We start from the raw sequence: 22,902 nt of genomic DNA, 5'->3' as shown, positions 1-22,902 counted from the left end.
ACCGGGCGGGGCTCGCCGCCCCGGACGGATCCGGCGGGCAGCGCGAGAGGCTCGAAGACCTCGGAAGAGGATCCGGCGCCTAGCGCGGGCTGTCGTTCCGGTGGTCGGCCACCGGATCCGTGGCGCGCAGCTCCTCGTTGATCCGCAGGGCTTCCTCCAGCTGGTCCTCCAGGATGATGATCCTGCACGCGGACTCGATCGGTGTGCCCTGGTCCACGAGTTCGCGCGCCCGGGCGGCGAGCTTGAGCTGGTAGCGGGAGTAGCGGCGGTGCCCGCCCTCCGAGCGCAGCGGCTCGATCAGTTTGGCCTGCCCCAGGGCGCGCAGGAACGCCGGCGTGGTGCCGATCATCTCCGCCGCGCCGCCCATGGTGTAGGCGGGATAGTCGTCATCGTCGAACCGGTCACCGGTGTCGGGACGGGACAAGTGCGTGTCTTCCTTCTGTTGAACGCACGTCGAGGGCCCCAGCGCCGTTCGGCGCTGGGGCCCGAGAGTTCAATACCACCTACCGGCTGCTGCCGGTCTTCCGCTGCCCGAGGTCAAGCCGGGTCGGGATCGCGGGGATCGCGGTTGTGTGACCGGGGACCACCTTCTTCCAAAGCAGGGTCCTGCGGTACCCGAGCGGTACTTCTCGCGCCCGGGCGATCCTGATGGCATCTACTCCTCTCGTTCTCACTTCGTGCACTGCTTTCGACTACGGTCCTACCGGCTCCCGACGCCGTACAACCGTGCGCCGGTCGAGCCCTACCGCGTCCTTCTTCCTGCCACGGCATCCCCTGTGCGAGCGGAAGGCCGGTCCTGCCGTTACTGCTTACACCTCTGTACCGCTGTCCTACCGGCCCCCGGCGTCTTGAAGCACGTGCACGCCGTCGAGCCGTCCTGCTCCACTCCTGCGCGGTATCCCCCGTCCTGGCGGGACACCGGTACCGCGGTCCTACCGGCCCCCGGCGCCGTACAACCAGGCGCGCCGGTCGAGCCGTCCTGCTCCCCACCGGCGTATCCGGTGGTCCAGCCGTGTGTCTCGGTGGCTACGACAGAAAAAATAGCAGCGAGAGAAGGCAATGTCTACCGTGGCCGCTATAAGTTTTCGGCCTTCGTGGGGGAAGGCTTTCCGGAGTCGCGGAGTCGCTCGGCTGTCGGCCGTCCGGTCCTCCGGTGCGCCTCCTGCGGCGGGGCCCGGGAGACGGCCGGTGCGCGGCTCCTGGCCCGCGCGGCGCGGCTCTTCGAGCGCGAGAAGGCTCCACCCGACGGGTGGAGCCTTCTCGGTACGTGATCAGCCGGCGGTGGACCCGAGTTTCCGCGGAACGGGGGTTCACCCCCGGGCGGACGGTTCCGCCCGCGGTGAGCGGACCCGTACCCACTGGGCGAGCAGGGCCAGCACCGGCAGCTCCAGGAGCGGTCCAGCCACGAGGGCGACCGCGATCAGGGGCCGGTCGGGGAAGGCCGCGACCGCGATCGCCAGTGCGATGGGCGAGTTGCGGGCGGTGGTCACCATGGTCAGGGTCACCGACTGGTCCGCGGGCAGGCGCAGCAGCCGCGACAGGCCGACCGAGAGCAGGGGCAGCAGGACGAAGAAGACCGCCAGGGGCGGCAGCAGTGCCAGCAGGTCGGCGGCGTGGTCCAGGACCGTGCGGGCCTGCCAGGCGAACATCGCCAGCACCGCCAGGTAAAGCAGCGGCAGCACCAGGCGCCCGGCCGGACCGGTGACGAACCGCTCCCGCCAGGCGACGCCCTTGAAGCGGGCCGAGGCCCACCTCAGCAGCAGGGCCGCGGCCAGCGGAACGACCAGCACGAGCAGGACCGACTCGGCCAGGGTGCCCGCGTCGACCATCGCCGCCCGACCGCCCAGCAGCAGCACGTACACCGGCAGCAGGGCGAGTTGGAGGACGAGGTTGACCGGCAGCAGCGCGGCGGCGATGCCGGTGTGCCCGCGCGCCATGGCGGTGAAGACCAGGTACCAGTCCGTGCAGGGGGTCACCAGCAGCAGGAGCAGGCCGATGCGCAGGTCCGGTTCACCCCCGAGCAGACCGGCCCCCAGGGCCCAGGCCAGGGCCGGGGTGAACACGAAGTTCAACAGCAGGCTGGTGACCACCAGGGACTTGGCGCTCCGCGCCTCCCCCACGTGGGCGGCGTCCATCTGCACGAACACGGCGGTGAGCATCACCAGCAGGGCGGGCAGCACCACGTGCTCGGCCGTCGGACCGATCGGCAGCAGCAGTCCGGCGCCGAGACCGATCAGAGCGGCCAGGGCCACGAACAGGCTCTGGAGGCGTTCGATCATCGGCATCGGTCGGTTCTCCTTGACGGGGGCGAGGGCTCCCGGCAGACGGGCCTCCCGCCCGGCGGGGCTGCCGGGTTCGGGTCGGTGGTCGGGGTGGAGGTACGTGCAGGTGCACCCGCCGACGGAAGCCGTTGCGCGGGTCCGTGCACCACCATGCACACACGGTAGGCCGTCGAGTCGACTCGACGGTCACTCGGTCCGCGTCACACCCGCCCCCTACGGCCCGCCGCGGGGCGCGGACGGTCACCGCTTCGCGCACTCCGAGGGCGGTGACGTGTGGGAACCGGTGGCAAGCCTCCACCGCTGCCTTCGAGAGCTCCGAGACCCGCCCCGGGGCCGGACTCCCGTCCCACGCGGTGACGCGCTACCGCCACATAGGTGCACACGTTGGCCAACCTTGGCCACAACCTGCGAAAACACCTCATTCAGGATCTGGCTCCTGCCACGATGACGCTTCCAACAGACCTCGCCCCTGGAGAGCCCATGCCACGACCCGCCTTGCGCGCCTTCGCCATCGCCGCGGCAGCCGTCACCGCCCTGTCCCTGCTGTCGGCTCCCGCGCAGGCCGCCTCCACGTCCGGTGCGCTGATGGTGACCCACGTGCGCCCCAACTCGGCCGGGACGGACACCAAGAGCAATCTGAACGGCGAGTACTTCATCATCAAGAACGTGACGACCCGCCCGGTGAACCTGCGCGGGTACGTCCCCGACATCACGAGCAACACGTACGGCCGGGTGCTGCCCTCGTACAACCTGCCCGCGGGGGCCGTGGCCTACGTGCGCACCGGCAGCGGCACGAACCGCCGCGACGCCGGCGGCAACCACCAGATCTACCGCGGCTACGCGCGCCACGTGCTGCCCAACGACGGCACCGGCCGCAGCCCCGACCTGCGTCTGAAGAAGCCCGGCAGCGCGGACAACAACTCCTCGTCCGGGTCCATCAGCACCTGCAACTGGGGCAAGGCCGCCAACGGCACCACCTACCGCTGCTGACCCGGGAGGGGTCGGCCTCCCACCGGGAGTGAGGGCCCGCCCGGGTTCTCCCGGGCGGGCCCGGCCGCAGTGGTGGACCACAGGTCCCCCGCGACCACTCGTCGCGGGGGACCTTCGCGCGTGCGGGTGTGCCCTAGGGCTGGTCGCCGGTGTAGCGGAAGATGGCGCCGTCGGCGTTGACGCCCCAGACGTTGCCGTCCGCTGCCGCGGTGATCTCCTTCAGGACTCCGGGAATGTTGACCCAGGGATTGGCGTCGTCATTGGTGAACCGATAGATGGCACCCGCGGAGTTGACCCCCCACACGTTGCTCCGCGACCCCACCGAGATCCTCGACAGACCACCGGAAATGCCCTTCCAGTGCGACGACCCCTGGTCTCCGGTGTAACGGTAGATCTGGTTGTTGGCGTTGACACCCCAGACCGTGCCGTCCGCAGCCGCACTGATGTCGGTCAACCCACCCGGAATGTTGACCCAGGGATTGGCGTCGTCATTGGTGAACCGATAGATGGCACCCGCGGAGTTGACCCCCCACACGTTGCTCCGGGACCCTGCCGAGATCCTCGACAGACCACCGGAAATGCCCTTCCAGTGCGACGACCCCTGGTCTCCGGTGTAGCGGTAGATCTGGTTGTTGGCGTTGACACCCCAGACCGTGCCGTCCGCAGCCGCACTGATGTCGGTCAACCCACCCGGAATGTTGACCCAGGGGGTGGCGTCGTCGTTGGTGAAGCGATAAATGGCGTTACCGGCGTTGACGCCCCACACGTTGCTCCGGGACCCCGCGGAGATCCTCGACAGACCACCGCTGATGTTCTTCCAGTGAGCCATGACACTCATCTCTGTTCGCTTGGAATGTTGCGACGAGTTACTGAGGGCATTGAGCAGTGCGACCATCCGGGGGACGACCGGGAGCCCGGGGACAGGACTGCGGCGAGGACACGGGGGTTCTCACCATCCTGGAAATCGGCCACCTGAGTCCGTTTTCTTTCCGGCCCCTGGGTCATTGTGTGACCCGGCACTCCGGTGTTCCACAGCCCTCCGATGGGGACTGGGAGGTCTACCCCGCCCCGGCCTGGGATCGTCGCTTCCACCGAGATGCCCGAAGGTGGATATCCGCAACCCCTTCGGGCCCGATCCGGCCAATACCACGAAAGCCACGTCCGGCGAAAATAATCCATGATAGGGACATGGCAAACATATCAGCATGACAGAAAAGGAAAATATCCTGTCATGTCATGACAGCCAAGGCATAAGGAAAGACAACCGCACCGCCGAGTTCCATTCCGGGCATTCCACTTCTCGGGTTGGTCCCGCCGGGGGCCACCGTCGAATTCCGTGGCGGCCCCGGCCGCGAAGCCCCGCACGACGCTCCCGCGTCCACGGCGGCTCCGGTTCTTGGAGCCGTCCCAGAAGACCTCACGGCAGGTGTGCTCGGCACAGGACTTCAGCCGCACCATCGGCCGGCGGGTCGTCGGGCCCGGCATGCCGGGACGCTACGGTTCCGCCGCACGGCTGTTCGGTTGGGGCGCGATGCCGTCGGGAGCCGGCCCGGTCGGACTCCTCGCGGAGTTCGCGGGGATGCGGGCGGCGTGCGGCGTCTTCGGTGTCGTGGCCCGCCGGCGGCCGTCCTCTTCGTCCGCGTGGTCGCCCGGGAGGCCCTGGCGGCGGTGCCCGACCCCCGGTGACCGGCCGCTCCGCTCCCCCGGCGTCACGGTGCGCGGGTTCGCGATGCCACAATGCGAAGTGTGAAGCACCAGAACTCCGCACAGCACGATCCCGCCCAGGACTCCCCCAAGGTGGGCCCGCCCAAGACCAGCGCGGCGGGTCTCCCCGCGGTGCTCAGCAGCGTCCGTCAGGTCGGGGAGCACGCCGGCGTCCGCCGCGGACTGCCCGCGATGCTCGCCATCAACCAGAAACGCGGCTTCGACTGCCCGGGCTGCGCCTGGCCCGAGGGAGACAAGCGGCACACCGCGGAGTTCTGCGAGAACGGCGCGAAGGCCGTCGCGGAGGAGGCGACCTCCCAGTCGCTGACCGCCGAGTTCTTCGCCGCGCACCCGGTCGCCGAGCTGGCCGAGCGCTCCGGCTACTGGCTCGGGCAGCAGGGCCGGCTGGCCCAGCCGATGTACCTGGCCGAGGGCGCCACCCACTACGAGCCGGTGAGCTGGGACCGGGCTCTGGACCTGGTCGCCGAGGACCTGCGGGCGCTGTCCTCGCCCGACGAGGCCGTGTTCTACACCTCCGGCCGCACCAGCAACGAGGCGGCGTTCTGCTACCAGCTCTTCGCCCGTGAGCTCGGCACGAACAACATGCCGGACTGCTCCAACATGTGCCACGAGTCGTCCGGCTCCGCGCTCACCGAGACGCTGGGGGTGGGCAAGGGCAGCGTCTCCCTGGACGACCTGAAGAAGGCCGACCTGATCATCGTCGCCGGTCAGAACCCCGGCACCAACCACCCGCGGATGCTCTCCGCCCTGGAGAAGGCCAAGCGCTCCGGCACCCGGATCATCACGGTCAACCCGCTGCCCGAGGCGGGCATGCGCGAGTTCCGCAACCCGCAGAACGTGGGCGGCCTGCTCGGGCGGGGCACGGAGCTCACCGACCTGTTCGCGCAGATCCGCCTGGGTGGCGACCTCACCCTGTTCTCCGCGGTCAACAGGCTGCTGCTGCAGGCCCACGAGCGCGGTGAGGAGGTCCTGGACCGGGAGTTCATCGCCACGCACACGCACGGGTTCGAGGAGTTCTCCAAGGACCTGCTGGCCGAACCGGACGACGAGTTCTGGCCCAGGGTCGAGCGGGCCACCGGCCTGGAGCGGGAGCTCGTCGAGCAGATCACCGCGATGGTCACCGGGTCCGAGCGGATCATCGTGTGCTGGGCGATGGGCCTGACGCAGCACAAGCACTCGGTGCCGACCATCCGCGAGGTCGTCAACTTCCTGCTGCTGCGCGGCAACGTCGGACGCCCCGGTGCTGGCGTGTGCCCGGTGCGCGGCCACTCCAACGTGCAGGGCGACCGGACGATGGGGATCTTCGAGCGCCCCTCCGACGAGTTCCTGGACGCCCTGGGCGCCGAGTTCGGCTTCGAGCCCCCGCGCGAGCACGGCCACGACACCGTCAACGCCATCCATGCGATGGGACGCGGCGAGGTGCGGGTCTTCTTCGCGATGGGCGGCAACTTCGTGGCGGCCACGCCCGACACCCTCGTCACCGAGGACGCGATGCGGCGTGTGGGCCTGACGGTGCACGTGTCGACCAAGCTGAACCGGTCGCACGTGGTGACGGGGGCGCGGGCGCTGATCCTGCCCGCACTCGCGCGCACGGACCGCGACCTGCGCGACGGCGAGGCCCGCTGGGTGACGGTGGAGGACTCCATGGGCAAGGTGCACGCCTCGCACGGGGTGCTGCCGCCGCTGTCGGAGGGCATGCGCTCGGAGGTCGACATCATCTGCGACCTGGGCCGGCGGGTGCTGGGCGAGGAGCCGGTCGCGTGGTCGGAGCTGTTCGACTACGACCGGGTGCGCGATCACGTGGAGGCGGTCGTGCCGGGGTTCGAGGACTTCAACGCCCGGGCTCGCAAGCCCGCCGGGTTCACCCTGCCGCACGCTCCGCGCGACGACCGTCGCTTCCCCACCGCGACGGGGCTGGCGAACTTCACGGTGAACGGCACGTACGCGCCGGAGGTGCCGGAGGGGCGGCTGCTGCTGCAGACGCTGCGCTCGCACGACCAGTACAACACCACGGTGTACGGCCTCGACGACCGGTACCGGGGCATCACCGACGGCCGCCGGGTCGTGCTGGTCAACCCGGAGGACGCCCGCGAGCTGGGGCTGGAGGACGGCGCGTACACCGACATCGTGGGTGAGTGGCGGGACGGGCGGGAGCGGCGCGCGGCGCACTTCCGGGTGGTGCACTACCCGACGGCGCGCGGCTGCGCGGCGTCCTACTTCCCGGAGACGAACGTGCTGGTCCCGCTGGACTCCACGGCGGAGGTGAGCAACACCCCGACGTCGAAGTCGGTGGTGGTGCGCTTCGAGCCGGACTCCGGGGCGATCGGCTCCTAGGGTCCGGCCGGGGTTCGGATCCGATCCCCGGTGACCGCGGACGGCGACCCCGTACCGGCGGGAGATCCTGTCGTGGCGCGGGGCCACCGTCCGTCGGCGTTCGAGCCGGTTGGTCCCGCGCCCACCGGGCGGGGGTACCCGGTCCTCGGCGTCGTCGACGCGGGCGGTCCGAGCTACCCCCGGCACGCCACCCGGGGGGCGAAACGGTATCTTTCGCCCATGTTGTTTCACGTGCACGCCGAGGACCGCCCCGGGCTGGGGTCCGAACTGTACGACCTCGCGGAGGAGCACTGGTCCTACATGGACCGGTTCGAGGACCGGTTCGTCCTGCGGGGCCCCACCCTGACCGATGACGGTGAGGAGCACACGGGGAGCATCCACGTGGTCGAGGTCCCCGACCGCGCCGCCGCGGAGCGGTTCGCGACCGAGGAGCCCTACTGGTCGGCCGGGCTCTACGCGGGGTACACGGCCGTCCGCGCGGTCGTGCTGTTCGACCGCGGGCGGGACACCGACGAGGCGGATGCGCCCCACTCGCTGGTCACCGGCGCGTGGCCCCCGAGGCCCCGGTCCGAGGGCGGGTCCGACCCGCTGCCGTCGGACACCGGCCCCGGTGGCCGCCTGCTCTTCGCGGCACTCCTCGTCGACGACGGCGGGACCCACACGACCGGAATGATCGCGGCCGTGCGGGCCCTGCCGGACGAGGCGGCGGAGGTCGTGCGGCCGTTCGCGGATCGGCTCGCGGACGCCCCGGCCGCGCTGGCCGCACAGCGCTGGTCCCGCGGCGGGCGCAACTAGGTCTCCCGGTCCGGGGCGTCGGCCGGTCGCGTGGTGGGCGCCTGGCCGGCTCCGGCAGGCCCGTGGGCGCTCCCGTCGTCCGGAGGCACCCGCCCGACCGTGGCGCCGCGGCCCGGCTCCGACCTCAGTGGCGCGCCTGCTTCGGCAGGGTGAGGATCTCGGCTCCGTCGTCGGTGATGGCGATCGTGTGCTCGCTGTGTGCCGTCCGGCAGCCCGTCGCACTGCGGAGCGTCCACCCGTCGGCATCGGTGACGAGCTCGGCGGTGTCCTCCATGACCCACGGCTCCAGTGCGAGCATGAGCCCAGGGCGCAGTTTGTACCCGCGGCCGGGCTGTCCGGTGTTCGCGACGTGCGGGTCCTGGTGCATCGTCGTTCCGATCCCGTGGCCGCCGTACTCGATGTTGATCGGGTAGCCCGCCCCGCGGAGGACCGAGCCGATGGCATGGGAGATGTCGCCGATGCGGGCCCCGGGTCGGGCGGCGGCGATCCCCGCGCTCAGAGCGCGCTCGGTCGCCCTGATCATCGCGACGCTCGCCGGAGGCTCCGACGCGCCCACGACGAAGCTGATGGCGGAGTCCGCGGCGACTCCTCCGAGGGAGACGGCGAGGTCGAGTGAGAGCAGATCGCCGTCGGCGAGCGTGTAGTCGTGGGGCAGTCCGTGGAGCACGGCGTCGTTGACGGCCGTGCAGATGTAGTGGCCGAACGGCCCGCGCCCGAAGGACGGCTCGTAGTCGACGTAGCAGGACTCCGCTCCGGCCTCGATGATCATGGCCTTGGCCCACCGATCGATGTCCAGGAGGTTCGTGCCGACCGCGCTACGGCTCTTCAGAGTCTGCAGGATGTCGGCGACCAGGGCGCCCGTGTCCTTGGCTCGGGCCAGTTCGGTGGGTTTCAGGATCTCGATCATGCGACGCCCTTCTCATGCAACGAATAACTATACCGGCCATACTATACCGGTTCTGGAGCGGCGATCACAGTCGGAGCGCCGCCCGCACCGACGGAGGCCGAGCACGGACATCGCCTCGGCATCTCGTCACGTCCCCCGAAGAGGGCGCTCGGCGCGACGCGGGTCAGGACCGCCCGGCCCGGGCGCGCCGAACGACCCTGCCCCGACCGCGCCTCACGCGAGCGGTCGACCGCACCAGCCCCCTGCCATGGCCGAACCGAAGACATCGGGGAGAGGAGGGGACTGCTCGCGAACCCCGGTCGCCACCACGGAGAACACCCGAACCGACCGGACGGTATGTTACTCGGACCCCGGCGCCGGACGGTCCGGGGCCCGTTCGTACCCTGGTGCGATGCCAGCTATCTACCTCATCCGCCACGGGAAGGCCTCACCGGAGGCCGAGGACTACGACGAGTTGAGCCCCACCGGCTACGAGCAGGCCCGACTGCTCGGCGCCGAGCTCAAGCGGCGCGGCCTGCGGGTCGGAACGGTCGCCACGGGCGCGCTGCGCAGGCAGCGGCAGACGGCGGCGGCCGTCCTCGCCGAGGCGGGCATCGGCGCCGAGCCGGCCACCGACCCCCGGTGGGACGAGTACGACCACCTGGGCCTTCTACACGCCCGTCCCGTCGGCGAGGGCTCCCTCCAGGACCGCCTGGACGCGGCCCTGACCTCGTGGATCGGGTCCGGGGACAGCGGACCGGGCACCTGGGAGGAATTCCGGGGCGGGGTGCGCTCCGCACTGTCCGACCTGGTCTCGGGCCTGGGGCGAGGCGAGACGGCGTTGGTGTTCACCTCGGCAGGGGTGGTCGCGACGGTGTGCTCGACGCTGCTGGGCGCCTCCCCCGCCGGGTTCCTGGCGATGAACCGGGTGGTGGTCAACGGCTCGGTGAGCAAGCTGCTGCACGGGCGCGGCGGCACCCAGGTGCTGTCCTTCAACGACCACGCCCATCTGGAACAGGGCGGCCCCGGGTTGATGACCTACCGCTGACGTGGGGCACAATGGCCCCAGGCTGGTCGGCGCCATCTTGCGGGTGGCGCCGATCAGCTTCCACGTCGGGCGGTTCCCTCTCGACAGGGCCCGTCCGCCCCCCTGCGGCGCAGCCGACGCCCCCCGCGGAGGGGGCGCGTACCTCGGGCGCGGGTCGCACGCCACGGAGAGTCTCTGGGGTCTTTCTTCCCGGCGGCCGGGGCCGAGGGCGGGACACCGCCCGCCCGCGACCGGGGCTCCGCGAGCCGGGATCTCAGGCGCGGCGCTCGGCGTCGCGCCGGAGCACCGCGCGCAGGGCGAGTTCGTAGCCGAACACCCCGCATCCCGCCACGTACCCGGCCGCCACGGGCGCGGTCACCGACGTGTGCCGGAACTCCTCGCGCGCGTAGATGTTGGAGATGTGCACCTCCACCACGGGCGCCTCCACCGCGTCGATGGCGTCCCGCAGGGCGATGCCGTAGTGGGCGTAGGCGCCGGGGTTGAGCACCACGCCCGCCCAGTGCCGGGCGGCGTGGATCCGGTCCACCATCACGCCCTCGCTGTTGCTCTGCGCGCACACCACCTCCACCCCCAGTTCGACGCCGAGGGACACCACCCGCCGCTCGACCTCGTCGAGGGTGACGGTGCCGTACTGCTCGGGGTCGCGGGTGCCCAACAGGTTGAGGTTGGGGCCGTTGAGCAGCAGGACGGTGCGGGACGGTTCGGCGGCAGCGGGCATGGGCCAGGGCTCCTTCTGGGGTCGGTCGCCACCAGCCTAGGCCCCAGGACACCCCCGTGACCCCGGTCACGGAGGACACTCAAAGAACGGATAGCATACCGACCAGTCGGTTAAAGATCTTGAGGAGGCGACCGTGGAGTCCACCCTGCTGTCCGCGCGTGATCTGCACTTCCTGCTCTACGAGTGGCTCGACACCGAGGCCCTCACCGCGCGCCCCCGCTACTCCGACCACTCGCGCGAGACCTTCGACGCCGCGCTGGAGCTGGCCGAGCGTGTGGCCACCGACCACTTCGCCCCGCACAACAAGGCCAACGACGCCAACGAGCCCCGCTTCGACGGCGAGCGCGTCCACGTCATCCCCGAGGTGCGCAAGGCGCTGGAGGTCTACGCCGAGACGGGCCTGGGCGCCGCCGGCATGCCCTCCTCCGTGGGCGGCGCGCAGATCCCGCAGGTCGTGTCCAGCGCGTGCGGCGCCTACTTCCAGGCCGCCAACCTGGGCACCTCCGCCTACCCCTTCCTCACCTCCGGCAACGCCCGTCTGCTCCTGGCGCACGGCAGTCCCGAGCAGGTCGACACGTGGGTGCTCCCGATGGTGGAGGGGCGCTTCACCGGCACCATGTGCCTGTCCGAACCCCAGGCGGGCAGCTCCCTGGCCGACATCACCACCCGCGCCGAGGAGGACGGCGAGGGCGGCTACCGGGTCTTCGGCAACAAGATGTGGATCTCGGGCGGCGACCACGAGCTGACCGAGAACATCGTGCACCTGGTGCTCGCCAAGCTCCCCGGCGGCCCTCCCGGGGTCAAGGGCATCTCCCTGTTCGTCGTCCCCAAGTACCTGGTGGAGGCGGACGGGTCGATCGGCGAGCGCAACGACGTCGTCCCCGCCGGGCTCAACCACAAGATGGGGTACCGGGGCACCGTCAACGCCCTGCTCAACTTCGGCGAGGGCAAGCACACCCCCGGCGGCCGTCCCGGTGCGGTCGGCTACCTGGTGGGCGAGCCCCACCAGGGCCTCCGGTACATGTTCCACATGATGAACGGCGCCCGGATCGGCGTCGGCGCCGGTGCGACCGCCGTCGGCTACACCGGCTACCTGAAGTCGCTGGCCTACGCGCGCGAGCGGCTCCAGGGGCGCCCCCTCGGCGACAAGGACCCGGCCCGGCCGCAGGTGCCGATCATCGGGCACACCGACGTGCGGCGGATGCTGCTCGCGCAGAAGAGCTACGTGGAGGGCGCCCTCGCCCTGGTGCTGTACTGCGCGAGGCTGGTGGACGAGGCGGCGAGCGCCGACGACGCGGCGGAGCGCGAGCGCGCGAACCTGCTCCTGGACGTCCTGACGCCGATCGCCAAGAGCTGGCCCTCGCAGTGGTGCGTGGAGGCCAACAGCCTGGCCATCCAGGTGCACGGCGGGTACGGGTACACGCGCGAGTACGACGTGGAGCAGCACTACCGGGACAACCGGCTCAACCCGATCCACGAGGGCACCCACGGCATCCAGGCCCTGGACCTGCTGGGGCGCAAGGCCGTGCAGGACGGCGGGGCCCGGCTGGCGCTCCTGGTGGAGACCGCGCAGCGGACCGCGGACCGCGCCCGGGGGCTGGGCGGGCCGGAGGCCGAGTACGCGGACCTGTTGTCGAAGGCCCTGGTGCGGACGGCGGAGACGGCGGCCTCCGCCTGGTCGGAGGGCGACCCGGCGGTCGCCCTGGCCAACGCCACCCCCTACCTGGAGGCGGTGGGACACGTGGTGGTGGCGTGGCTGTGGCTGGAGCAGCTGGTGGCCGCGCACGGGCGCTCCGGCGGGTTCTACGAGGGCAAGCGCGCGGCGGCGGCGTACTTCTTCCGCCACGAGCTGCCCCGCACGGGGCCGCAGTTCGACCTGGTGGCGTCCCGCGACCGCACCGTCCTGGACGTCTCGCCGGACGTCCTGTAGGGCCGCGTCACCCCTGACGACGGCTGACGGGGCGCCCGGGCCGGTGTCCTCCGGCCCGGGCGGGCCTGGTCGGCCCCGGGCGGGGTCCTCACGGACGCGTTCAGGGGAGCTGGTTGATGCGGATGAGGTTGCCGGCCGGGTCGCGGAAGGCGCAGTCGCGGACCCCGTAGCCCTGGTCGATGGGCTCCTGGACCACATCGGCGTCCGCGGCCTCCAGGCGCTGGAAGAGGCCGTCGAGGTCGTCGGTGGCCAGGGTGATCGCGCCGTAGGAGCCCTTGGCGATCAGCTCCAGGACGGTGCGGCGCTCGTCCTCGGTCACGCCGGGGTCGGCGGCCGGCGGGTGCAGGACGATGGAGGTTCCGGGCTGTCCGACCGGCCCGACGGTGATCCAGCGCATGTCCTCGTAGCCGACGTCGTTGCGGACCTCGAACCCGAGGACGTCGCGGTAGAAGGCCAGGGCGGCCTCGGGGTCGGTGTGCGGCAGGAAGGCGTAGTGGATGGTGAGGTTCATGCCCCTCACGCTAGGCACGGCTACGGGGTGCGCGCTTCTTGATTCCTGACCGGTCTGGTCACCTGTTTGGCAAGACACGGCGGGATACCCGCCGCCGCCTGGGAGTGGTCGCGGCGGTAGACGCTCGGGGGCACGCCGACCAGCTCGGTGAACCGCGTGCTGAACGTCCCCAGCGAGGAGGAGCCCACCGCGAAGCAGACCTCGGTGACGCTGAGGTCTCCGCGGCGCAGCAGCGTCATCGCCCGTTCGATCCGCCGCGTCATCAGGTACGAGTACGGCGACTCACCGTAGATGCGGCGGAACTCCCTGCTCAGGTGCCCGGCCGACATGTGCGCCCCGCGGGCCAGGGCCTCGAGGTTGAGCGGCTCGGCGTACTCGCGGTCGATCCGGTCGCGGACACGGCGGATGACGGCGATGTCGCGCAACCTCTGCTTCTCCGCACCCCTGTCGGCCATAGGCGCCATCATCCCACGCCGCGCCGGGGGGTGTCGGTCAGGAATCGAGAAGCTCCGCGCGTCCCGGCGGGGCTAGCGTGACGAGCACATCAACACCGGTCACGAGCAGGAGGATGCCGACCATGGGCACGGACGCCGCGGGCAGGGGCACCGGGAAGTCGCAGGGTTTCTCCGAGCAGGAGCGTGCCGCCATGAAGGCGCGCGCGGCGGAGCTGAGGAAGGAGTCGGGCCGTGGCACCAAGGCCGCCGCAGCCGAACTCGACGTGCTGGCGAAGATCGCCGAGATGGAGGAGCCCGACCGCGCGGTGGCCGAACGCATCCACGCCATCGTCACGGCCAACGCCCCGGAGCTGGCGCCGAAGCTCTGGTACGGGCAGCCGGCCTATGCCCGGAAGGGGAAGGTGGTCTGCTTCTTCCGCAGCGGGCAGGCGGACAGGGAGCGCTACTCCTCGTTCGGGTTCACCACCGAGGCGAACCTCGACGATCCCGGCGGCCTGTGGCCGACCTCGTACGCCGTGTCCGGACTGACCGAGAAGGCCGAGGAGGCGATGGCCGCGCTGGTCAGGCAGGCCGTCGGCTGAGGCCCATCACACCCCCGCGGGGTGGAGTCCGAGCTCCGCGGCGGTGCGGCCCCCGTCCCCGACGGTCGCGGGGTGGTGGCGACGGAGCCGGAGGGGCCCCGGAGACGCCTCGGGGGGAGGGGATACCTCCTCGGCGCCTCCGGGGGGTCTGGTGGCCTGGGCGGGCAGGCCCGGGCCCCGGATGGGCCCGCTGATACTCCACCCCGGCAACTACCCACAGCATCCACCATGTGGCTCTCGGTGTCCCGAGCGGGCATTCCAGGTCCTCCGCGCGAGGTCGGTGCGGGTCGGCGGTCGGGCGGGCGGTGCCCGGGCGCACGGACCTCCCGGGGGCTCCGGTCCCGCCACCGGGCCGACCGCGGAAAAGGGTTTCGGCCCGGAGGGACCCCTGTGCCAGGGTGTCCCCATGCCCGACACACCCCGCGAACTGCTGCGCTGGCAGTTCGACCTCACCTGGTCGTTGTTCGAATACCACCTGGAGCGTCTGGAACCCGGCGACTTCCTCTGGGAGCCCGGCCCCCTCTGCTGGACCGTCTGGCAGGAGGAGGGCGTGTGGGTCCCGGACTGGGCGGACACCGAGCCCGACCCCGTGCCCGTCCCCACCGTCGCGTGGGTCACCTGGCACATCGGCTGGTGGTGGTCGGTGACCCTCGACCACCTGCGAGGGCATGCCCCGCGTGAGCGGGAGGAGGTCGTCTGGCCCGGCGCGGACGAGGCGGTCGCGTGGCTGCGCGGCCTGCGCTCGGAGTGGCTGGAGGTGCTGGACGGGCTGACGGCCGACGGCCTGGACGCGCCCGCCTCCTTCCCGTGGCCGCCCGACTCCGGCCTGACCGTCGCGCACACGGCGGCCTGGGTCAACGCCGAGCTGATGAAGAACGCCGCCGAGATCGGGCAGCTGCGCCTGCTCCGCGCCACCGAGAACTAGGCCGAGTTCCGCGGATCGTTCCGGGCTCGCGTCCCCCGGGCTGCCTCTCGCCGCACCGACTGCGCTCGGACAGCCGAACCCGGGCTGACCTGCGCTACCCGTCTTGCGAGAGATGGTCTGGAAGCCGCTCGCGTCGATCGGCGCAAGCGCCGAGTCAACCGAAAGTATCCACAGAACACGCCCTAGGATCACGCGGTCCGGGCGGCCCGGCACGACGGCCGCCCGGGACCGCGCCGTCCCGGCTCAGGCGGGGTCGATGCGGTGCAGCCGGACGTCGGACAGGATCCTTTCGGCGGCCTCGGCCGTCATGTAGGTGTGGTGCGGCTGGCGCCGGCGGTCCGTGGGCGACCCCGGGTTGAGCAGCCGCAGTCCGCTGTCCGCGCGCGTGTCCCAGGGGATGTGCGAGTGCCCGAAGACGAGGACGTCCGTGTCGGGGAAGCGCTCGGCGCACCGCTTCTCCCGCCCCGTCGCCTGCCCTGTCTCGTGGACGACCGCGAACCGGACACCGCCGAGGGTCTCCCGCGCCACCTCGGGCAGGCGCTCGCGCAGCTCGCGGCCGTCGTTGTTGCCGTAGACGCCCACGACCCTCGCGGCGCGCGCCTGCAGGGCGTCCAGCGCGTCGGGGACGCACCAGTCCCCCGCGTGGATCACCGCGTCGGCCCGCTCGACCTGCGCCCAGACCTGCGCGGGCAGGTCACGGGCGCGTCTGGGCAGGTGGGTGTCGGAGATGATGAGCAGGCGCATGGCACGCCAGGGTAGCCGTCCGCTCCGCGGGGCGGGGCCTACTTTCCGGTGAAGACGGGCGCGGCCCGCGCCAGGGACGCCTCGATACCGGCCTCGCTGTCGCTGGTCGCCAGCAGCCGCGTCTGCTCGGTGACCTCGCGCTCCATGGCGGCACGGACCTCGTCCACGTAGCCCGAGCGCAGGGTCTGCCTCATCGACCGCACGGCCAGCGGGGCGTTGGCGGCGATCTCGTGCGCGTAGGCGACGGCGGCCTCCCGCACCTTCCCGTCCTCGACCAGCCGGTCCGCCAGGCCGAGGGCGAGGGCCTTCTCGCCGGTGACCCGCCGAGCGGTGTACAGCATCTCGGCGGCGCCCTGCGCGCCGATGATCCGGGGCAGGGAGGCGCTGAGGCCGAACCCCTGGTGGATGCCGAGCGCACCGAAGTTGGCGTGGAACCGTGTCGAGGGCGCGGCGACACGGAAGTCGGCGGCGCACGCCACCCCGAGGCCGCCCCCGACGGCCGCGCCCTGCACCGCGGCGACCACGGGAACGGGGACGGAGAACAGGCGCAGTCCCTCGGCGTAGATGGCCCTCAGCGAGGTGTCCGGGTCGGGGCCGACCCCTTCGCCTCCGAAGTCCACACCGGCGCAGAAGTGTCTGCCCTCGGAGCACAGGACGATGGCTCGGCAGCCGCGTGCGCTCTCCAGCTCGGCGGCGGCGTCCGCGAGGTCGCGGAGGAGCGTCAGGTCGAAGTGGTTGTTGGGCGGGCGCCGGAACTCCAGGACGCCGACGTGGCCCTCCACGCTCACGGACAGGTCGTCACTCACGGTGCCCTCCCGGGGGCGGTCGGTGCGGGGCGTGTCCGGCCGCGTCGACCGGCCTGCTCGCCCCGTGTACGCGGTAGTTCTACCATTCGGGCGCCCCGTTCCCGTCGGCCGGGCCGGACCGGCGCTCCCCGCCGGCGGCGCCGGGCGCGGCGCGGGCGCACTTCACCCTCCCCGCGGACCGGTCGGCCGTCCTGCTCCGGCAGCCCAGGAGCGCGCGTCCTGGTCCGCGGCCGGGAACCGGTCCCGGGCACCGCACGGGCGTGCCCGCGCCACCGTGGCAGCACCGGGGCCCGTGGCGACTAGCCTGACCGCGTGAGCAACAACGAGGACCATGAGGGCCGCGAGGACGACGATGTCTCCGAGCTGCTGGTCCGCCTGATCAACATCAGCAACCGTCTCGCACGCTATGCCGCGCACGCGACCGGCGAGCGCACCTCGCCCGCGACCTGGCGCGCGCTCAGCGTCCTCCGGGAGAAGGGCCCGCTGCGCCTGGGGGTGCTGGCCGAACACTGCCGGGTCCGCCAGCCCACCATGACGGTGATCGTGGAGTCCCTGCTCTCCTCGGGGTACGTCGAGCGCCGCCCCGACCCCGACGACGGGCGGGCCAACCTCCACGAGCTGACCGACGCGGGAGAGGCCGCGCTGGACGACTGGCGGTCCCGGATCGGCGCCGCGCTGACCCCGCTGTTCACCGACCTGTCCGAGCACGAGCGGCACCTGCTCGGGGACTCGGTGCGGCTCCTGGACGGCCGGTTGCGGCGGGGCGAGGCCTGAGCGGGGCGTCTTCCCGCAGGTCCGCACCCCTCTTCCGCCCTCCTCGCCGGCGCCGTTCCGGTGCGTCCGGGAATCTTCGAGCGTTAACATAGGTTACCTATACGAATCCTCTCGAGGACCCCGACCGCACCGGCCGCCGTCCTCCCCACCGACAACCGACAGGAGTTCCGACGCATGGTGGCGGAGACCGACAACCAGCGCACCACCCCGTACGAGCCGGGGGACGCACCACCCCCGCCGGCGGGGTCGATCCTCCGGCAGCCCCGCGCGGTGTGGGCGGTGGCGTTCGCCTCCGTCATCGCCTTCATGGGCATCGGCCTGGTCGATCCGATCCTGCCCGCGATCTCCCGCAGCCTGGAGGCCACCCAGACCCAGACGTCCCTGCTGTTCACGAGCTATCTGCTCGTCACCGGCCTGGCCATGCTCGTGACCAGCTGGGTGTCGAGCCGGATCGGGGCCAAGCGCACCCTCCTGCTCGGCCTGGCGCTGATCGTGGTCTTCGCGGCAGCCGCCGGAGCCGGCGGGAACGTCGAGTCCGTCATCGGCTTCCGCGCGGGATGGGGGCTCGGGAACGCCTTCTTCATCTCCACCGCCCTGGCCACCATCGTCGGCGCGGCCAGCGGCGGCTCCTCCTCCGCGATCGTCCTCTACGAGGCCTCGCTGGGGCTGGGCATCGCCACCGGACCGCTGATGGGCGGGCTGCTCGGCAGCGTCAGCTGGCGCGGGCCGTTCTTCGGCACCGCCGTGCTCATGGCGGTCGGGTTCGTCACCATCGCCACCCTGCTGCGCAGCGACACCATCGAGAGGACCGCACCGGTCCCGCTGTCGGCCCCGTTCACGGCGCTGCGCGAACCCGCCATCCTCGTGCTGGCGTTCACCGCGCTGTTCTACAACATCGGCTTCTTCGCGCTGCTGGCGTACACGCCCTTCCCCCTGGGCCTGGACGAGATGGGGCTGGGGTTCACCTTCTTCGGCTGGGGGCTGGCGGTCGCCGTCACCTCGGTCTTCGTCGCACCCGTCCTGACCAGGCGGTGGCGCCGCACGGGCGTGCTGTGGACCACCCTGCTCCTGCTGGCCGCCGACCTGGTCGCCGCGGGCGCCCTCATCTCCTCCACGGCGGGCCTGATCACCTGCGTCGTGCTGGGCGGACTCCTGCTGGGGGTGCTCAACACGGTGCTCACGGAGTCCGTGATGGAGGCCAGCGACCTTCCCCGGCCGGTGGCGTCGTCGTCCTACTCGGCGATCCGCTTCCTCGGCGGAGCAGCCGCTCCCCCCGCGGCCTCGGCTCTGGCCGCCGCGCTGTCCCCGGGCGCCCCGATGTACGCGGCCGCGGGGTCGGTCGTCGTGGCGGCGGCGATCGTCCTCCTCGGACGCCGGGCGCTGCGCAGGGTCGACGACGGACCCGAGCCGGTCGAGGTGGAGGCCCAGGCCATCACGCTCGGCCAGTGATCCGTCCGGTCGCCCGGACCCGCGCCACCGCCTCCTGAGCCGAGGAGCCGGTCCCGGAACGCCGACGGGCCCGACCGGAGGGTCCGGTCGGGCCCGTCGGAGCCTGTGCGCCACCGAGCAGCCGCGGTGTGCCGCCCTCACTGGGGGAGGGCGTTCTCCCGGGTGCGCTGCGTCGGCTGGACCTCGGCCGTCGGGTCCGCCTCGGGGGGCTCCCATCCCGTGAAGTGCCACACCCACCGTGCCGCCTCGGCGCGGGGCCGGTAGCGGGCCACCGGCGGATCGGGGCGCACGTCGCCCGGAAGAACCAGGTCCGCGCCCAGGTCCTCCCACGGCACTCCGAGAATCTCGTCGCGGGTGAACACGTCCTCCATCACCAGACCGGACCAGGCACGCGGCCCACCGACCAGACTCACCTGGATGGGGTCGTCACCATCCTCGTATCCCCTGCCCTGAACTTCGTCTTGCGTGCTTTCCATGAGTACATCCTGCGATGCCCGCCCGCATCACGGGGGACGTGGGAGACCGGCGTGTCGCGTCCTACCGCCGAGGACGGGGCGCTCCCCCACTCCCTCGGCACGGTGCCGCGGGGGTCGAACCAGCACGCCGGCCGGCACACGGACGACGGTCGCGGGGCCCTCGGATTCTCGCCGTGGCACGTCCGCCGCGGCCGTCACACTCCCCGCCGGGACCGGGGACCCGTGCCCGGCATCACCGCCGCCCCGCCCGACGGCTCTCCTCTGCGGCGGCCCTCAGGACAGGTGGTCGGAGACTTCCCCGGGATCGCGTCGCCCTTCGCCCAGCGCTGCGTAGAGGTCCTCCATGTCGGGGTGGCCCATGCGCCGGGCGACCCCGATGAGCTTTCCGGCGCCCTCCGCCTCCACCAGCCTGTCCTGTCCCAGCAGGTCGGAGAGTTTTGCGCGCCCGGCCTCGGAGGCGCGTTCGCGGGCGCGGACGCGGTGCCAGGCGGTGATGCCCACCCGCGCCTCACCCGTCCTGACCGAGTCCAGCCACCCCTGGTCGGGGGCGGGCTCGTCGGTGGTGACGATCCGCACCGTGTCGCCCTCGCGCACCCTGGCCGCGGGTCCGGCGAGGCGACCGCCGATCGTGGCCGCGGAGAAGTGGTTCCCGGTCTCCTCCCCCAGGGCGTAGGCCACGTCCACGGGGGTCGCCCCCTCGGGGAGGGTGAGCACCCGGCCCTCGCCGGTCAGCACCGTGATCGTGTCGGCCAGGTCGGTGCGCGCACCCGTGAGCAGGTCCTCGGCGCTGGCCTGCTCCTGCCAGCCGAGCAGCCGGGTCAGCCACTCGGGGTCGGCACGCGTGCGCCCCTGGAGGAGGCGGCCGTCCTTCGAGGTCTCCTGGCGGATCTGCGCGATGATCCCGAACTCCGACACCTCACGGGCGTGGGGGTCGCAGATGATGATCTGGACCTGGCGCCCGGACTCGGTGACGACGGTGGTGTGCAGCGCCTTGTACAGGTTGTACTTGGGGGTGGCGATGAAGTCGCGGAACCGTCTCGGCACCGGGCGCCACCTCCCGTGGACCGCGCCCAGGGCCAGGTAGGCGTTCTGCTCCCCGCCGCGCACCACGACCACGAACCTGACCGTGGCCATCGGTCCCACCTGCGTCCCCGAGCGCAGACCGGAGGTGTACACGGAGTACAGGTGCCGTTCGCGCACCACGACCTCCGCCTTGACCCGGAAGGCGTGGAGCACGTCCCGCAGGCTCACGCGCAGGGAGTCGATCTCGTACTGGTGGGAGCGGCGTATCTCGTCGGTGCGCTCCCGCACGCGCGCGAAGTCCTCCGTCTCCAGGTACTCGAAACACAGGTCCTCCAGCTCGCGTTTGAGCTGGTACACGCCCAGCCTCTCGGCCAGCGGGATCAGCAGCTCTCGGGTGCCCCGGGCGATCTTGATCCGTTTGTGCGGCGGCTGGAACTGGAGGGTCCTGAGGTTGTGGACCCGGTCCGCGAGCTTGATGAGGAGCACCCGCAGGTCGTCCTTGGCGGCGACGACCATCTTGCGGAACGTCTCCCCCGCGGCGGCACTGCCGTACATGGACTGGTCGACCTTGGTGACACCGTCCACCATGATCCCGACCTCGGAGCCGAACTCGGCCGCCAGGTGGGCGAGGCTGAAGGGGGTGTCCTCCACGGTGTCGTGCAGGAGCGCGGCGACCAGGGTGGCGGTGTCCAGCCCCATCTCCGCGAGGATCGTGGCGACCGCGAGCGGGTGGATGATGAACGGTTCGCCGCTCTTGCGCTTCTGCTCGCGGTGCAGGTGGTCGGCGACCGCGTAGGCACGGCTGAGCAGCGCGACGTCCGCCTTGGGGTACCAGCGCAGATGTTCCTTGACCAACGGCTGCACCCTGGGCAGGGGGCGCCGGGTGGCCATGGCCGCGGTCAGGCCTCGCCACCACTCGGAGGAAGCCGTCAGATCGGTGGACACGGCCATGGATGGGACCCCTCACGTTCGGACATCCTGCGGGATCACCCGATTCTACGATCAGGCGCCCCACCACACGATGGGAAGGGGCAAGGTCCTCGCAGGGGCCGGCGCCCGACGGGTCGGAGCCGGCCGGATCGCGGACCCCACCGACGAAAGTCGGTACGCGCACCGACCAAAGGGGCGCGGACGCCCGCGGTTGTGCCGCTTTGGTCGTCGTCACGGTGTGGCCCGCAGGTGGAGGCGCGGGCGGGGTCACCGCACCTAGCGTGGAGAACGTTCCCCGGGGCCGTCCGGTCCCGCCGGGACGACGACCCTCCGACCGACCCCGAAAGGGCATGACATGTCCCTGCTGACACTGGCCGACTCGACGACCATGCAAACCGGAATCGCGGCCGCCATCCTGATCATGGCCCTGCTGGCGGGACTGGCCGTGGTCGTGTTCATCATCGCCGCGGTGTTCAGCATCATCGGGTCACCGGTGGACGGGTCGATGAAGGTCGTCTGGCTCATCTTCGTCATCATCGCCCCCCTGATCGGGGCCGTTCTGTGGTTCCTCGTGGGACGCGGCCAGGGCTACAGGTACAGGTAGCGCGACGTGAGGCCCCGGAAGCCCTGGTTCAGGGCTTCCGGGGCCTCTCCTGTGCAGGTAGCGGCTCCGGGCACACGTCCGGCGCCGCACCTTGCGCGAAAGCCCCTACGCCTCCGGCGGAACGGGACCGGGGAAGCCCGCATGGGGCCCCGGAAGGTCGGGGCGCTGCCACGATCACCCTGAACTGCGAAGTCGGCACGACGGACCCGTTCGGCCGTGGAACCTACACCCGGACGGCACCTGGCAGCGGCCACGGGCCTGCACGCCTCGGAGCTCATGCGCGCACCGATCGCGCCCGTCGTGAGCGGGCGGGCGGAAACTCGGCCGAGCCGCCGCCGGCCTGCTCATCCGCAACCGCGGCGGCGGCTCCCTGCCGACCCGGGCCGCGCACACCGCGGTCGGCGGGCTCGGCGCCGCCTCCGGGTTCGGCCCGGCGCGTCAGCCGGGTCGGACGACGCGGTTCAGCAGGGCCATGAGCTGCCTCAGCTCACTGTCGGACAGCACCGCCAGCGGAGACTTCTCGAGTGCTGTCCGGACCAGCTCGTCGCGGACCCGGCGCCCCTTGCCGGTCAGGACCAGGACGCGGGAGCGGCGGTCGGCGGGGTCCACGGCGCGCTCCACCAGGCCGCGGTCTGCGAGCTGGTTGCTGATGAAGGTCAGGTTCGGGGCGTTGCAGTACAGGCGCTCGGCCATCACCTTCATCGAGGGCGGCGGCTCGGCCGGGTCGATGGCCCACAGCGCCTGGAACGTCGCCGGTGTCAGCCGGTGCTCTACCAGTGCCTGCCCGATCAGGTCGTTGGTCCGCATCCAGATGTCGTGGGTCGCCGCGACCACCGCGGTGAGCTCGGGTGTGGTCATGCCGCCATCCTACCGACGCTTCGAGCATCGAAGGATCATGCTAGCTTGATGCTTCGAG

The 22,902-nt window shown here is 71.7% G+C and carries 23 protein-coding genes; 10 read left to right on the top strand and 13 right to left on the bottom strand.

The window, feature by feature from the left end; all coding sequences use genetic code 11:
- Positions 1-79: 79 nt before the first annotated feature.
- On the bottom strand, positions 80-424 hold the full coding sequence (locus tag Q8791_RS10800; protein WP_330091503.1) for a MerR family transcriptional regulator: 345 nt from the start codon (positions 422-424) through the stop codon (positions 80-82).
- Between the two features lie 886 nt (positions 425-1,310).
- Positions 1,311-2,285 carry an arsenic resistance protein gene (locus Q8791_RS10795; protein WP_330091502.1) on the bottom strand — a complete coding sequence of 325 codons (975 nt, stop codon included), beginning with the start codon at positions 2,283-2,285 and terminating at the stop codon, positions 1,311-1,313.
- A gap of 477 nt (positions 2,286-2,762) precedes the next feature.
- Here Q8791_RS10795 and Q8791_RS10790 point away from each other — a divergent pair, with 477 nt between their 5' ends.
- Positions 2,763-3,272: a lamin tail domain-containing protein gene (locus Q8791_RS10790; protein WP_330091501.1), complete on the top strand. Its 510-nt coding sequence runs from the start codon at positions 2,763-2,765 to the stop codon at positions 3,270-3,272.
- Between the two features lie 133 nt (positions 3,273-3,405).
- On the opposite strand, the gene Q8791_RS10785 is transcribed toward Q8791_RS10790, so the two are convergent.
- Positions 3,406-4,101, bottom strand: a complete 696-nt coding sequence (locus tag Q8791_RS10785) for a tectonin domain-containing protein (RefSeq protein ID WP_330091500.1) — start codon at positions 4,099-4,101, stop codon at positions 3,406-3,408.
- Positions 4,102-4,472: 371 nt separating this feature from the next.
- Positions 4,473-4,730, bottom strand: a complete 258-nt coding sequence (locus Q8791_RS31830) for a CGNR zinc finger domain-containing protein (RefSeq protein WP_407941983.1) — start codon at positions 4,728-4,730, stop codon at positions 4,473-4,475.
- A gap of 279 nt (positions 4,731-5,009) precedes the next feature.
- Here Q8791_RS31830 and Q8791_RS10780 point away from each other — a divergent pair, with 279 nt between their 5' ends.
- On the top strand, positions 5,010-7,331 hold the full coding sequence (locus Q8791_RS10780) for an FdhF/YdeP family oxidoreductase (RefSeq protein WP_330091499.1): 2,322 nt from the start codon (positions 5,010-5,012) through the stop codon (positions 7,329-7,331).
- Between the two features lie 219 nt (positions 7,332-7,550).
- Positions 7,551-8,126 carry a YciI family protein gene (locus tag Q8791_RS10775; protein WP_330091498.1) on the top strand — a complete coding sequence of 192 codons (576 nt, stop codon included), beginning with the start codon at positions 7,551-7,553 and terminating at the stop codon, positions 8,124-8,126.
- Between the two features lie 124 nt (positions 8,127-8,250).
- On the opposite strand, the gene map is transcribed toward Q8791_RS10775, so the two are convergent.
- On the bottom strand, positions 8,251-9,033 hold the full coding sequence (gene map, locus Q8791_RS10770; RefSeq protein ID WP_330091497.1) for a type I methionyl aminopeptidase: 783 nt from the start codon (positions 9,031-9,033) through the stop codon (positions 8,251-8,253).
- A 391-nt stretch (positions 9,034-9,424) separates the two neighbouring features.
- Here map and Q8791_RS10765 point away from each other — a divergent pair, with 391 nt between their 5' ends.
- On the top strand, positions 9,425-10,060 hold the full coding sequence (locus Q8791_RS10765) for a histidine phosphatase family protein (RefSeq protein ID WP_330091496.1): 636 nt from the start codon (positions 9,425-9,427) through the stop codon (positions 10,058-10,060).
- 253 nt (positions 10,061-10,313) lie between these two features.
- On the opposite strand, the gene aroQ is transcribed toward Q8791_RS10765, so the two are convergent.
- Positions 10,314-10,778: a type II 3-dehydroquinate dehydratase gene (gene aroQ / locus Q8791_RS10760; protein WP_330091495.1), complete on the bottom strand. Its 465-nt coding sequence runs from the start codon at positions 10,776-10,778 to the stop codon at positions 10,314-10,316.
- Between the two features lie 133 nt (positions 10,779-10,911).
- Between aroQ and Q8791_RS10755 the strand changes: the two genes are divergently transcribed.
- The gene (locus Q8791_RS10755) at positions 10,912-12,708 is read left to right on the top strand and encodes an acyl-CoA dehydrogenase (RefSeq protein WP_330091494.1); all 1,797 of its coding nucleotides are present in this window, start codon (positions 10,912-10,914) and stop codon (positions 12,706-12,708) included.
- Between the two features lie 100 nt (positions 12,709-12,808).
- On the opposite strand, the gene Q8791_RS10750 is transcribed toward Q8791_RS10755, so the two are convergent.
- Positions 12,809-13,219, bottom strand: coding sequence for a VOC family protein (locus Q8791_RS10750; protein ID WP_330091493.1), 411 nt, complete (start codon positions 13,217-13,219; stop codon positions 12,809-12,811).
- A gap of 20 nt (positions 13,220-13,239) precedes the next feature.
- The gene (locus Q8791_RS10745) at positions 13,240-13,674 is read right to left on the bottom strand and encodes a helix-turn-helix transcriptional regulator (RefSeq protein ID WP_330091492.1); all 435 of its coding nucleotides are present in this window, start codon (positions 13,672-13,674) and stop codon (positions 13,240-13,242) included.
- Between the two features lie 122 nt (positions 13,675-13,796).
- Here Q8791_RS10745 and Q8791_RS10740 point away from each other — a divergent pair, with 122 nt between their 5' ends.
- Together Q8791_RS10740 and Q8791_RS10735 are read left to right on the top strand one after the other, a co-directional pair.
- Positions 13,797-14,255, top strand: coding sequence for a DUF1801 domain-containing protein (locus Q8791_RS10740; RefSeq protein WP_330091491.1), 459 nt, complete (start codon positions 13,797-13,799; stop codon positions 14,253-14,255).
- A gap of 406 nt (positions 14,256-14,661) precedes the next feature.
- A complete protein-coding gene (locus Q8791_RS10735) occupies positions 14,662-15,180 on the top strand; it encodes a DinB family protein (protein WP_330091490.1) in 519 nt (172 codons plus the stop codon).
- A gap of 243 nt (positions 15,181-15,423) precedes the next feature.
- Here Q8791_RS10735 and Q8791_RS10730 read toward each other — a convergent pair whose 3' ends face one another.
- Positions 15,424-15,924: a metallophosphoesterase family protein gene (locus Q8791_RS10730; protein WP_330091489.1), complete on the bottom strand. Its 501-nt coding sequence runs from the start codon at positions 15,922-15,924 to the stop codon at positions 15,424-15,426.
- Positions 15,925-15,962: 38 nt separating this feature from the next.
- Positions 15,963-16,730, bottom strand: coding sequence for an enoyl-CoA hydratase/isomerase family protein (locus Q8791_RS10725; RefSeq protein ID WP_330091488.1), 768 nt, complete (start codon positions 16,728-16,730; stop codon positions 15,963-15,965).
- A gap of 312 nt (positions 16,731-17,042) precedes the next feature.
- Between Q8791_RS10725 and Q8791_RS10720 the strand changes: the two genes are divergently transcribed.
- Complete coding sequence (locus tag Q8791_RS10720) at positions 17,043-17,504, top strand: MarR family winged helix-turn-helix transcriptional regulator (protein ID WP_330091487.1); 462 nt, start codon at positions 17,043-17,045, stop codon at positions 17,502-17,504.
- 174 nt (positions 17,505-17,678) lie between these two features.
- Entirely contained in the window at positions 17,679-18,953 is a 1,275-nt protein-coding gene (locus Q8791_RS10715) for an MFS transporter (RefSeq protein WP_330091486.1), read from the top strand.
- Positions 18,954-19,090: 137 nt separating this feature from the next.
- Here Q8791_RS10715 and Q8791_RS10710 read toward each other — a convergent pair whose 3' ends face one another.
- Positions 19,091-19,429 (bottom strand): hypothetical protein, encoded by a 339-nt coding sequence (locus Q8791_RS10710; RefSeq protein ID WP_330091485.1) that lies wholly within the window; start codon positions 19,427-19,429, stop codon positions 19,091-19,093.
- Positions 19,430-19,702: 273 nt separating this feature from the next.
- Positions 19,703-21,403 carry a RelA/SpoT family protein gene (locus tag Q8791_RS10705; RefSeq protein ID WP_330091484.1) on the bottom strand — a complete coding sequence of 567 codons (1,701 nt, stop codon included), beginning with the start codon at positions 21,401-21,403 and terminating at the stop codon, positions 19,703-19,705.
- A gap of 334 nt (positions 21,404-21,737) precedes the next feature.
- On the opposite strand from Q8791_RS10705, the gene Q8791_RS10700 reads away from it, so the two are divergent.
- Positions 21,738-21,986, top strand: coding sequence for a PLD nuclease N-terminal domain-containing protein (locus Q8791_RS10700; RefSeq protein ID WP_330091483.1), 249 nt, complete (start codon positions 21,738-21,740; stop codon positions 21,984-21,986).
- 438 nt (positions 21,987-22,424) lie between these two features.
- Here Q8791_RS10700 and Q8791_RS10695 read toward each other — a convergent pair whose 3' ends face one another.
- Positions 22,425-22,844: a MarR family winged helix-turn-helix transcriptional regulator gene (locus Q8791_RS10695; RefSeq protein WP_330091482.1), complete on the bottom strand. Its 420-nt coding sequence runs from the start codon at positions 22,842-22,844 to the stop codon at positions 22,425-22,427.
- Between the last annotated feature and the right edge of the window lie 58 nt (positions 22,845-22,902).

Source organism: Nocardiopsis codii, assembly GCF_036327455.1.
Classification (GTDB): Bacteria; Actinomycetota; Actinomycetes; order Streptosporangiales; family Streptosporangiaceae; genus Nocardiopsis; species Nocardiopsis codii.
Note: the sequence above shows the minus strand (reverse complement) of the source record. Positions and strands in the feature narration are given on the sequence as shown.

Coding starts and splice junctions, on each gene's coding strand:
- Q8791_RS10795 (WP_330091502.1), bottom strand. CDS start 2,285: ATGCCGATGATCGAACGCCTCCAGAGCCTGTTCGTGGCCCTGGCCGCT.
- Q8791_RS10790 (WP_330091501.1), top strand. CDS start 2,763: ATGCCACGACCCGCCTTGCGCGCCTTCGCCATCGCCGCGGCAGCCGTC.
- Q8791_RS10785 (WP_330091500.1), bottom strand. CDS start 4,101: ATGGCTCACTGGAAGAACATCAGCGGTGGTCTGTCGAGGATCTCCGCG.
- Q8791_RS31830 (WP_407941983.1), bottom strand. CDS start 4,730: ATGGTGCGGCTGAAGTCCTGTGCCGAGCACACCTGCCGTGAGGTCTTC.
- Q8791_RS10780 (WP_330091499.1), top strand. CDS start 5,010: ATGCGAAGTGTGAAGCACCAGAACTCCGCACAGCACGATCCCGCCCAG.
- Q8791_RS10775 (WP_330091498.1), top strand. CDS start 7,551: ATGTTGTTTCACGTGCACGCCGAGGACCGCCCCGGGCTGGGGTCCGAA.
- map (WP_330091497.1), bottom strand. CDS start 9,033: ATGATCGAGATCCTGAAACCCACCGAACTGGCCCGAGCCAAGGACACG.
- Q8791_RS10765 (WP_330091496.1), top strand. CDS start 9,425: ATGCCAGCTATCTACCTCATCCGCCACGGGAAGGCCTCACCGGAGGCC.
- aroQ (WP_330091495.1), bottom strand. CDS start 10,778: ATGCCCGCTGCCGCCGAACCGTCCCGCACCGTCCTGCTGCTCAACGGC.
- Q8791_RS10750 (WP_330091493.1), bottom strand. CDS start 13,219: ATGAACCTCACCATCCACTACGCCTTCCTGCCGCACACCGACCCCGAG.
- Q8791_RS10745 (WP_330091492.1), bottom strand. CDS start 13,674: ATGGCCGACAGGGGTGCGGAGAAGCAGAGGTTGCGCGACATCGCCGTC.
- Q8791_RS10740 (WP_330091491.1), top strand. CDS start 13,797: ATGGGCACGGACGCCGCGGGCAGGGGCACCGGGAAGTCGCAGGGTTTC.
- Q8791_RS10735 (WP_330091490.1), top strand. CDS start 14,662: ATGCCCGACACACCCCGCGAACTGCTGCGCTGGCAGTTCGACCTCACC.
- Q8791_RS10730 (WP_330091489.1), bottom strand. CDS start 15,924: ATGCGCCTGCTCATCATCTCCGACACCCACCTGCCCAGACGCGCCCGT.
- Q8791_RS10715 (WP_330091486.1), top strand. CDS start 17,679: ATGGTGGCGGAGACCGACAACCAGCGCACCACCCCGTACGAGCCGGGG.
- Q8791_RS10710 (WP_330091485.1), bottom strand. CDS start 19,429: ATGGAAAGCACGCAAGACGAAGTTCAGGGCAGGGGATACGAGGATGGT.
- Q8791_RS10705 (WP_330091484.1), bottom strand. CDS start 21,403: ATGGCCGTGTCCACCGATCTGACGGCTTCCTCCGAGTGGTGGCGAGGC.
- Q8791_RS10700 (WP_330091483.1), top strand. CDS start 21,738: ATGTCCCTGCTGACACTGGCCGACTCGACGACCATGCAAACCGGAATC.
- Q8791_RS10695 (WP_330091482.1), bottom strand. CDS start 22,844: ATGACCACACCCGAGCTCACCGCGGTGGTCGCGGCGACCCACGACATC.